At 57.2% G+C, this 9,270-nt stretch carries 8 protein-coding genes; 5 read left to right on the top strand and 3 right to left on the bottom strand.

What is annotated here, in order from left to right; genetic code table 11:
- The coding region (tsaD, locus tag GYRE_RS13170) for a tRNA (adenosine(37)-N6)-threonylcarbamoyltransferase complex transferase subunit TsaD (RefSeq protein ID WP_038255827.1) at nt 1–792 on the top strand (792 nt) is incomplete at its 5' end.
- Nucleotides 793–835: 43 nt separating this feature from the next.
- Here tsaD and plsY read toward each other — a convergent pair.
- Nucleotides 836–1,462 carry a glycerol-3-phosphate 1-O-acyltransferase PlsY gene (plsY, locus tag GYRE_RS13165; RefSeq protein ID WP_038255825.1) on the bottom strand — a complete coding sequence of 209 codons (627 nt, stop codon included), beginning with the start codon at nt 1,460–1,462 and terminating at the stop codon, nt 836–838.
- Between the two features lie 107 nt (nt 1,463–1,569).
- Between plsY and folB the strand changes: the two genes are divergently transcribed.
- Both folB and bacA read left to right on the top strand, forming a co-directional pair.
- Nucleotides 1,570–1,938, top strand: coding sequence for a bifunctional dihydroneopterin aldolase/7,8-dihydroneopterin epimerase (gene folB / locus GYRE_RS13160; protein ID WP_006818252.1), 369 nt, complete (start codon nt 1,570–1,572; stop codon nt 1,936–1,938).
- 132 nt (nt 1,939–2,070) lie between these two features.
- Complete coding sequence (bacA, locus tag GYRE_RS13155; protein WP_006818253.1) at nt 2,071–2,892, top strand: undecaprenyl-diphosphate phosphatase; 822 nt, start codon at nt 2,071–2,073, stop codon at nt 2,890–2,892.
- Here the strand turns inward: bacA and GYRE_RS13150 are convergent.
- Together GYRE_RS13150 and GYRE_RS13145 are read right to left on the bottom strand one after the other, a co-directional pair.
- Nucleotides 2,885–4,123 carry a multifunctional CCA addition/repair protein gene (locus tag GYRE_RS13150; RefSeq protein ID WP_038255856.1) on the bottom strand — a complete coding sequence of 413 codons (1,239 nt, stop codon included), beginning with the start codon at nt 4,121–4,123 and terminating at the stop codon, nt 2,885–2,887. The genes bacA and GYRE_RS13150 overlap by 8 nt on opposite strands.
- Nucleotides 4,124–4,195: 72 nt before the next feature.
- On the bottom strand, nt 4,196–4,816 hold the full coding sequence (locus GYRE_RS13145) for a TIGR04211 family SH3 domain-containing protein (RefSeq protein ID WP_038255823.1): 621 nt from the start codon (nt 4,814–4,816) through the stop codon (nt 4,196–4,198).
- A gap of 239 nt (nt 4,817–5,055) precedes the next feature.
- Between GYRE_RS13145 and GYRE_RS13140 the strand changes: the two genes are divergently transcribed.
- Together GYRE_RS13140 and glnE are read left to right on the top strand one after the other, a co-directional pair.
- Nucleotides 5,056–6,357, top strand: a complete 1,302-nt coding sequence (locus GYRE_RS13140; RefSeq protein ID WP_038255821.1) for a CYTH domain-containing protein — start codon at nt 5,056–5,058, stop codon at nt 6,355–6,357.
- A 21-nt stretch (nt 6,358–6,378) separates the two neighbouring features.
- Nucleotides 6,379–9,231 carry a bifunctional [glutamate--ammonia ligase]-adenylyl-L-tyrosine phosphorylase/[glutamate--ammonia-ligase] adenylyltransferase gene (glnE, locus tag GYRE_RS13135; protein ID WP_167829693.1) on the top strand — a complete coding sequence of 951 codons (2,853 nt, stop codon included), beginning with the start codon at nt 6,379–6,381 and terminating at the stop codon, nt 9,229–9,231.
- Nucleotides 9,232–9,270: the final 39 nt, after the last annotated feature.

The following is a 9,270-nucleotide window of genomic DNA, read 5'->3' as shown; positions in this document are numbered from 1 at the left end:
GCCGTTGCCTATACCGCAGGCCCGGGCCTGGTGGGGGCGCTGCTGGTTGGCGCAACGGTAGGTCGCTCGCTTGCGTTCGCGTGGAATGTTCCTGCTATTCCGGTACACCATATGGAAGGTCACCTGCTGGCACCGATGCTGGAAGACAATCCGCCGGCGTTTCCGTTCGTGGCGCTGCTGGTCTCCGGCGGCCATACCCAGCTTATCAGCGTCACCGGTATCGGCCGGTACGAGCTGCTGGGTGAGTCCATCGACGATGCGGCCGGGGAAGCCTTCGATAAAACTGCCAAACTGCTGGGGCTTGATTATCCGGGGGGCCCGATGCTGTCAAAACTGGCCGCACAGGGCACTGAAGGGCGCTTCGTGTTCCCGCGCCCGATGACCGACAGACCGGGCCTCGATTTCAGCTTCTCGGGCCTGAAAACCTTCGCGGCGAACACCATTCGCGGTAACGATAACGACGACCAGACGCGTGCCGATATTGCTCGTGCGTTTGAAGATGCGGTGGTCGATACGCTGATGATTAAGTGCCGTCGTGCGCTGGACCAGACCGGTTTTAAACGTCTGGTGATGGCCGGTGGCGTGAGCGCTAACCGTACGCTGCGTGCGAAGCTGGCTGAGATGATGCAAAAGCGTCATGGTGAAGTGTTCTACGCCCGTCCGGAGTTCTGTACCGATAACGGCGCGATGATTGCCTATGCCGGGATGGTGCGTCTGAATGCCGGAGCGCGAGCCGACCTCGGTGTGACCGTGCGTCCGCGTTGGCCACTGGCAGAACTGCCTGCGGCGTAATGTATTGCCGGGTACGCTTCGCTTACCCGGCAACAAAATCTCTCTACTCTTCTTCTTTGTCTTCTTCTTTCTTCTTACGCTTCAGCTTTGACCAGATTTTAGGTTCCTGTCGACGCCACAAACGCTGAATGTTGTCGTGGTGACGCAGTAAAATCAGGCAGGAGAGCATCGACACCGGAAAGGTGAACTGCGGCTTGAACCACCAGACGTAAAACGGGGCAATGAGCGCGCTGACAATCGCTCCCAGCGAAGAGTATCCGCTAAGCAGGATCGTCAGTAGCCACGTTCCCGCCATAACGCCGGTCAGGTCCCAGCCAATAGGCGCGATAGCACCAAACGCTGTCGCTACCCCTTTCCCGCCGCGAAAACCGAAGAAGATGGGCCAGATATGCCCAAGACAGGCAGCGATAGCGATGAGCCCCAGCCAGAATGGCGACACGCCCAACGCATAGGCGCCCCATACCGGCAACATCCCTTTCAGGACATCAAAAATCAGAACCGCTACGGCTGCTCCTTTGCCGCCAATTCTTAAAACGTTGGTCGCTCCCGGGTTACCGGAACCGTTGTCGCGAGGGTCGGGTAACCCGGCGATGCGGCAGACCAGAATGGCGCTGGAGATTGAGCCGCAAAGGTAGGCAAGGAGAACCAGTCCAGGCGCGATTGCACTCATAACGATGTTCCGTATTGAAAATGTCGTTTTAATCTCTGCATCTGTGGATAATACGCATAATTCGCCGGAAGTGGTATCCGGTTTGGACAAAAAGCAGGCGGGGCGTGATGGATATTGTATTTATAGAGCAACTTTCGGTAATCACCACTATCGGCGTTTACGACTGGGAACAGACCATCGAACAGAAGCTGGTGTTCGATATCGAAATGGCATGGGATAACCAGAAAGCCGCAGCAAGTGACAACGTTGATGATTGTCTGAGCTATGCCGACATCAGCGAAGCGGTTGTCGGCCACGTGGAAGGCGCGCGTTTTGCGCTGGTAGAGCGCGTGGCGGAAGAGGTAGCTTCGCTCTTACTGAGTCGTTTTAACTCACCGTGGGTGCGCATTAAGGTCAGTAAACCTGGAGCGGTAGCCAGGGCTGCAAACGTCGGTGTGGTTATCGAGCGTAGCCAAACTCTGAAAGCGGAAAAATAGCGTCACAATAGTACAACCATTTCCAGCTATATTAGTCTTAGTTCCAGTCCCATTAGGTTCTTATCGCTGGGAAATTTTTGCGGCTGCACGTTCGCAGACCGTTTTTTTTATGTCTTTTAAAAGGGTTTAGTGATGGGTGATATGCACTCGCTGCTGATCGCGGCGATTCTGGGTGTGGTCGAAGGGTTAACGGAGTTCCTGCCGGTTTCCAGTACTGGCCATATGATCATCGTCGGACATCTTCTGGGGTTTGAAGGTGATACGGCGAAAACGTTTGAAGTGGTCATTCAGTTAGGTTCTATTCTCGCGGTTGTCGTCATGTTCTGGCGTCGTCTGTTTGGCCTGATTGGTATTCACTTTGGCAAGCCGCCAGAGCACGAAGGGACCGGTAGCGGTCGTCTGTCGCTCATTCACATTATCCTCGGGATGATCCCGGCGGTGGTGCTGGGGCTGGTGTTCCACGACGCTATCAAATCCTTATTCAACCCGATCAACGTCATGTACGCGCTGGTGGTAGGAGGCTTCCTGCTCATCGCCGCCGAAGTGCTGAAGCCGAAACAGCCGCGTGCGGTCGGCATTGATGATATGACTTATCGTCAGGCGTTTATGATTGGCTGCTTCCAGTGTCTGGCGCTGTGGCCGGGCTTCTCCCGCTCGGGCGCGACGATTTCTGGCGGTATGCTGGTGGGTGTGAGCCGCTACGCGGCTTCTGAGTTCTCATTCCTGCTGGCGGTGCCGATGATGATGGGCGCCACCGTGCTCGACGTTTATAAGAGCATCGGCTTCCTGACCACCGGTGATATTCCGATGTTCGCGGTGGGCTTCATCATGGCGTTCCTGGTGGCGCTGGTGGCGATTAAAACCTTCCTGCAGCTGATTAAGCACATCTCCTTTATTCCGTTTGCCATCTATCGTTTCATCGTGGCAGCGGCGGTGTACTTCGTCTTTATGTAACCTGCGGGCAGCGGTTTTCCTTCCATGACGCGACGGCCAGAATACGACGTCGCGTCAGCTCCTCGCGGATAGCCGGGCCGCTAAATCCGGCTTCTATCACTTCTTTGTTCGAGACCGTTTGTGCAACGAGCCACGCTTCGCGCAGCAGACGCCCCTGCGGATAATCGCAGGCTTCAAACCCCGTTCGACCACGAACATCGGCTTCGCTGGTCAGCGCAACCTGCTCAACGCGCTGTGGTTTGCGCCAGGCATCTATTGAATCAAACAGCTTCACGATGGTGGCCGGTTTGAGGATAGGGAAGGTGTGGATGAGATCGTGATACTCCGCGACCAGCTTTGCCAAATCGCGCAGTTCATTCGGCACCTTCAGGCGTGCACAGATTTGCTCAACCAGTTTCACTCCCGCCGGACCGTGGCCGTGATGGCGCGGCCAGAACTCTTTTGGTGTGAGTCCTTTGCCGAGATCGTGGCACAGGGTGGCAAAGCGCACATCGATAGCCGGGGAGAGCATCGCCGCCATCGAGAGCGTCATCAGCGTGTGAACGCCGGTGTCAATTTCCGGGTGCCATTTCGCGGGGGCCGGGACGCCGAACAGGGCGTCAATCTCCGGGAACAGCACCTTCAGCGCGCCGCAGTCGCGCAGCGTCTGGAAAAATACCTGTGGGTTGCGGGTCCCTAAGGCGCCCTCGGTCTCCTTCCAGACACGCTCTGGTGTCAGATGCTCCAGCTCGCCCGCGTCGGTCATGCGCTTCATCAACGCCATCGTTTCATCGGCGATGCGGAAGCTGAGGTGGGCATAGCGGGCGGCAAAGCGCGCCACGCGCAGCACGCGCAGCGGATCTTCACTAAAGGCCGGGGAGACGTGACGTAGCAGCCTGTCGCGCAGATCTGCTTTGCCGCCGTAGGGATCGATGATGTTGCCGTCGGCGTCCTGCGCCAGTGCGTTAACCGTCAGATCGCGACGCAGAAGATCCTGCTCAAGGGTCACGTCAGGGGCGGCATAGCAGGTGAAGCCAGTATAGCCGGAACCAGATTTTCTCTCGGTGCGGGCCAGGGCATACTCTTCGCGGGAATGAGGGTGAAGAAACACGGGAAAATCGCGGCCTACCTGCTGGTAGCCCGCGTCTAACATCTGCTGCGGCGTTGCGCCCACAACGACCCAGTCTTTGTCTTTAACCGGCAGCCCTAATAACGCATCACGTACGGCACCGCCGACCAGATAACTCTTCACCTGCATTACCCTCAACTAAAATCGTTTTCATTCACGATAATACGTAAGTGTAGAGGAGATGGCTATTCAGGCTTAGTTCATCCAGCGGTCTTTGCGTTTGCGGCTCGGGATCAGATGCGGCAGCACCAGTCCAAGAATCAGGCCCACGCCCAGTACGCCGCCGCCATACATAAACCACTGCATGATGATGGTGCGCTGTTTGTCATCCAGCTGCAGGTTCGCGGCGTTCACTTTTTTCTGCGCCACGATGAGCTGGTTTTTAAGCTTTTGATTCTCTTCTTTCAGACCGTTGATTTCGTTATCGCTACCAGAAACCTTTTTCTGCATATCGGCAGTGCGCTGGTTCCAGGTTGCGTCAATATTGTTCAGCTTGTCGGTCAGCGTTTTTACCTGGTTTTCCAGGTCTGGTACGCGGGTGCGCAGGCTGGGTTCGTTGCTGAGTTCTTTTAACGGGATCCACGCGGTACGGCCGTTGCCGTCGCGAACCTGGGCGTAGTTGGTGTTGCTGTCAGTTTGCAGCAGAGCCACCTGCTCGCCGGCATTAATCGTGCCCACGAGACGATAATTGTCACCGGGACCAGAACGTACCCAGGTGTTGAGTTCATCAGAAACATAACGTTTCTCTTCGGCGTGTACCCCGGCAGAAACGCTAAGCGCGAGTAAAGTTAGTCCAATCAGGCGTAATTTTCGCATCAGGTCATCGTTTTTGTCATAAAAGTGGAACGATAGTAGTGGCAACAGTCTGACGACGCAAAGCATTCTGCATCAATCGGAATCATCCAGGAGGTGCTGGCGGGGCATTCAAACTTTTATGCCCGTCAAACTGCGCGTTGCATGGCAATTTGCCGCAAAATACTATCTACTGACAAAAAAGATCGCTGTAAGTTCGCTGCAGCGACATTTTGGGGCAACCTAACCATAAGAATTCAGTCATGGCTCAAGAAATCGAACTCAAATTTATCATCAATCACGACGGCATCACGGCGCTGCGCCAGCATCTCAACACCCTGACGCAAGAGCATCAGGATGCCGCTCAGCTCCTCAATATCTATTACGAAACCCCGGACAACTGGCTGCGTCGCCACGATATGGGTCTGCGCATTCGCGGCGAAGGCGAGCGCTACGAAATGACCATGAAGATTGCGGGTCGCGTCGTGGGCGGCCTGCATCAGCGTCCGGAATACAATATTGACCTCGACAAACCCGAACTGGCGCTGGAAAAGCTCCCGGCTGAAGTCTGGCCGCAGGGGGAATTACCTGCCGAGCTTGCCAGGCGTGTGCAGCCGCTTTTCAGCACTGATTTTGCCCGCGAAAAGTGGTGGGTCAATGAAGGGGAGAGCCGCATTGAAATCGCCCTGGATCTTGGTGAAGTCAAAGCGGGTGAGTATCAGGAGGCTATCTGCGAGCTCGAACTGGAGCTGATGTCCGGACGTACAGAAGATGTCCTGAAGCTCTCGCGACAGCTGGTGGCGCTGGGTGTGCTGCGTCAGGGAAGCCTCAGTAAAGCCGCGCGGGGTTATCACCTGGCGCAGGGGAACGCCCCGCGTGAGGTGAAACCGCTCGATGTGCTGCGCGTACCGGCGAAGGCAAGCGTAGAGCAGGGGATGGAAACCGCACTCGAGAAGGCGCTGGCCCACTGGCAGTATCATGAAGAGCTGTGGATCCGTGGTAACGCCGACGCGCGCCCGGAGATCCAGAACGCCATTGCGCTGATTCGCCACACACTGACCCTGTTCGGCGGGCTGGTGCCACGCAAAGCAAGCGCTCACCTGCGCGATTTGTTGACCCAGGTTGAAGCGACGCTGGCATCCGATATTTCCGCTGAAACGGCGGCCTGTGATACGAAAACAGCGCAGGCGAAGCTGGCGCTTACCGAATGGCTGGTGACCCGCGGCTGGCGCACGTTTGTTGATGCCAAAGGGCAGAGCAAGCTGGCCGATTCGCTCAAGCGTTTTGCCGATATCCAGCTCTCCCGCGTGGCGGCTGAACTGCGTAAAACCTTTATGCACCCGCTGGGAGATGCCTACGCCGACCAGCTTCCGCGTCTGTCGCGTGAGATTGACAGCGTTCTGCTACTGGCCGGTTATTACGATACCGCCGCAACCCAGCGCTGGCTGGAAGAGTGGCAGGGGCTGCGCCATGCGATTGCGACCCGCCAGCAGTATGAAATTGAAATCTTCCGCAATTCGGCGCTTAACGCCGAGCCATTCTGGTTACACAGCGGAAAACGATAACTCAGGCAAAGGATACTCCTTATGATGCCGCTTTCTTCGCAGTTACAGCAGCACTGGCAGACGGTTGTGGACAGACTGCCGGATGATTTCCCGACCACAGCCCTGAGCGAGTCCGCGCAGGCGGTGCTGGTTTTCAGTGATTTTGTACAGGGCAGTCTGTGCGCGCATCCCGAATGGCTCACGGAGCTTGAGGGCGCGCCGCCGGTGGATGGCGAGGAGCAGCACTATGTTACCTGGCTTCGGGAGCAGCTTGCTGAAGTGCAGGATGAAGCGGCGCTGATGCGCGCGCTGCGTCTGTTCCGGCGTCGGGTGATGGTGCGTATTGCCTGGGCGCAAACGCTGCGACTTGTTAGCGAAGAGAGTACCTTGCGTCAGCTGAGCGTGCTGGCAGAGACGCTTATCGTTGCCGCCCGCGACTGGCTGTATGACGCCTGCTGTCGTGAATGGGGTACGCCTTGCAGTGTGGAAGGGGTGCCGCAGCCGCTGCTTATCCTCGGAATGGGCAAACTCGGCGGCGGGGAGCTCAACTTTTCCTCTGATATCGATCTGATTTTTGCCTGGCCGGAGCACGGTTCAACCCGTGGCGGTCGCCGCGAGCTCGATAACGCCCAGTTCTTCACCCGCATGGGGCAGCGGCTTATCAAGGTTCTCGACCAGCCGACCCAGGATGGCTTTGTGTATCGCGTTGATATGCGCCTGCGCCCCTTTGGCGACAGCGGCCCGCTGGTGCTGAGTTTTGCCGCCCTGGAAGACTACTACCAGGAGCAGGGGCGTGACTGGGAGCGCTACGCGATGGTGAAGGCGCGGATCATGGGTGACAACGACGATGTCTTTGCGGGCGAGCTGCGCGCGATGCTGCGTCCGTTCGTTTTCCGTCGTTATATTGATTTCAGCGTGATCCAGTCGCTGCGTAATATGAAAGGGATGATCGCCCGTGAAGTACGCCGCCGGGGGCTTAAAGACAACATTAAGCTTGGTGCGGGCGGGATCCGCGAAATTGAATTTATTGTGCAGGTCTTTCAACTGATCCGTGGCGGACGCGAGCCGTCGCTGCAGTCGCGTTCACTACTGCCGACGCTTGCGGCTATCGACGCACTGCATCTGTTGCCGGAAGGCGATGCAGAGCGTCTGCGCTCGGCGTACCTGTTCTTGCGCCGTCTGGAAAATCTGCTGCAAAGCATTAACGACGAGCAAACCCAGACGCTGCCGCAGGATGAGCTTAACCGCGCGCGTCTGGCGTGGGGAATGCAGTTCGCCGACTGGTCTGCGCTTGAAAACGAACTGGCAGAGCTAATGGCGGGCGTGCGCCGGGTTTTCAACGAACTTATTGGCGACGACGAGACCCCCTCGCAGGAGGAAGAGATCTCCGGCTACTGGCGCGAGTTGTGGCAGGATGCGCTGCAGGAGGATGATACTACGCCGGTGCTGGCACACCTCTCGGACGATGACCGTCATCAGGTACTGGTGCTGATCGCTGATTTCCGTAAAGAACTCGACAGGCGTAGCATCGGGCCGCGTGGCCGCCAGGTTCTCGATCAACTGATGCCGCATCTGCTGAGTGAGATTTGCAGCCGTGCCGACGCCCCGGTACCGCTGGCACGTATTGCCCCGTTGCTCACCGGTATTGCCACCCGAACCACTTATCTGGAATTGCTGAGTGAATTCCCGGGGGCACTCAAGCACCTGATTACGCTCTGTGCCGCTTCACCGATGGTGGCAAGCCAGCTCGCCCGTTATCCGCTGCTGCTCGATGAGCTGCTCGACCCGGCGACGCTGTACCAGCCGACCGCCACCGACGCCTATCGCGACGAGCTGCGTCAGTATTTGCTGCGGGTGCCGGAAGAAGACGAAGAACAGCAACTGGAGGCGTTGCGCCAGTTTAAACAGGCGCAGCTGCTGCGCGTGGCGGCGGCAGATATTGCCGGTACGCTGCCGGTGATGAAAGTGAGCGATCACTTAACCTGGCTTGCCGAAGCTATCATTGATGCCGTTGTCCAGCAGGCGTGGGTACAGATGGTGGCGCGCTACGGTCAGCCAACCCATTTACACGATCGCGAAGGCAAAGGCTTTGCAGTGGTGGGCTATGGCAAACTCGGCGGTTGGGAGCTCGGCTACAGTTCCGATCTTGACCTGGTGTTTCTCCATGACTGCCCGGCAGAGGTGATGACCGACGGCGATCGCGAAATCGATGGGCGTCAGTTCTACCTGCGTCTGGCACAGCGCATTATGCATTTGTTCAGCACCCGCACGTCGTCGGGCATTCTGTACGAAGTGGATGCTCGCTTACGTCCTTCCGGTGCTGCGGGCATGCTGGTGACTACCGCGGACGCTTTTGCGGATTATCAGCAAAATGAGGCCTGGACCTGGGAGCATCAGGCGCTGGTGCGCGCCCGTGTGGTATACGGCGATCCGGCGTTGCAAAAGCAGTTTGATGCTATTCGCAAAACCGTGCTGACGACTCCACGTGACGGCAATAAACTGCAGACCGATGTGCGCGAAATGCGCGAAAAAATGCGTGCTCACCTGGGTAATAAGCATCGCGACCGCTTTGATATTAAAGCGGATGCCGGAGGAATTACCGATATTGAGTTTATTACGCAGTATCTGGTGCTGCACTATGCGCATGAAAAGCCGAAGCTGACCCGCTGGTCGGATAATGTGCGCATCCTTGAGCTGCTGGCGCAAAACGACATCATGGAAGAGTCAGAAGCGATGGCGTTGACCCGCGCCTACACCACGCTGCGTGATGAGTTGCACCATCTGGCGTTACAGGAGGCACCAGGCCATCTGGCGCTGGATGCCTTTGCTGAGGAACGCCACCAGGTAAGCTCCAGCTGGCAGAAGTGGCTGGTGGAATCGCGCGCGGCAAAATAATTGTGATATCATCGCGCGCAAATTATGAATGTTTCAGGA

It is taken from the genome of Yokenella regensburgei ATCC 49455, assembly GCF_000735455.1.
Classification (GTDB): Bacteria; Pseudomonadota; Gammaproteobacteria; order Enterobacterales; family Enterobacteriaceae; genus Yokenella; species Yokenella regensburgei.
This window is presented reverse-complemented; position numbering and strand designations above follow the sequence as displayed.

What these genes read in the sequence shown, in the direction of transcription:
- folB (WP_006818252.1), top strand. Translation starts at nt 1,570, where the DNA reads ATGGATATTGTATTTATAGAGCAACTTTCGGTAATCACCACTATCGGC.
- GYRE_RS13145 (WP_038255823.1), bottom strand. Translation starts at nt 4,816, where the DNA reads ATGCGAAAATTACGCCTGATTGGACTAACTTTACTCGCGCTTAGCGTT.
- bacA (WP_006818253.1), top strand. Translation starts at nt 2,071, where the DNA reads ATGGGTGATATGCACTCGCTGCTGATCGCGGCGATTCTGGGTGTGGTC.
- GYRE_RS13140 (WP_038255821.1), top strand. Translation starts at nt 5,056, where the DNA reads ATGGCTCAAGAAATCGAACTCAAATTTATCATCAATCACGACGGCATC.
- plsY (WP_038255825.1), bottom strand. Translation starts at nt 1,462, where the DNA reads ATGAGTGCAATCGCGCCTGGACTGGTTCTCCTTGCCTACCTTTGCGGC.
- glnE (WP_167829693.1), top strand. Translation starts at nt 6,379, where the DNA reads ATGATGCCGCTTTCTTCGCAGTTACAGCAGCACTGGCAGACGGTTGTG.